Source organism: Actinomadura keratinilytica, assembly GCF_039539665.1.
In the GTDB taxonomy this organism is placed as follows: Bacteria; Actinomycetota; Actinomycetes; order Streptosporangiales; family Streptosporangiaceae; genus Spirillospora; species Spirillospora keratinilytica.
Window position 1 is genome coordinate 239 of the sequence record NZ_BAABDO010000303.1, and the last position, 285, is coordinate 523.

1 protein-coding gene is annotated in these 285 nt (G+C 72.3%); it reads right to left on the reverse strand.

From position 1 onward, the window contains the following. The coding region (locus ABD879_RS32835; RefSeq protein ID WP_345025692.1) for a dihydroxy-acid dehydratase domain-containing protein at nucleotides 1-276 on the reverse strand (276 nt) is incomplete at its 3' end. Nucleotides 277-285 lie beyond the last annotated feature (9 nt).

Consider the following 285-nt stretch of genomic DNA (forward strand, 5'->3'; position numbering starts at 1 on the left):
CTTCCACACCCCCGTGCCGCAGCCCAGCGGGGCGCCGCGGAAGGTGCCGTTGAGCATGGGCCCACCGGGCACCACCACCGCGGGGATGTCGACGCTGGCGGCCGCCATGAGCAGGGAGGGGATGGTCTTGTCGCAGCCGCCCAGCAGCACCACGCCGTCGACAGGGTTGGCACGCAGCATCTCCTCGGTGCTCATCGCGGCCATGTTCCGCCAGAGCATCGCGGTGGGGCGCACATTGGTCTCACCGAGGGAGACCACCGGCAGCTCCTGGGGCACGCCGCCGGC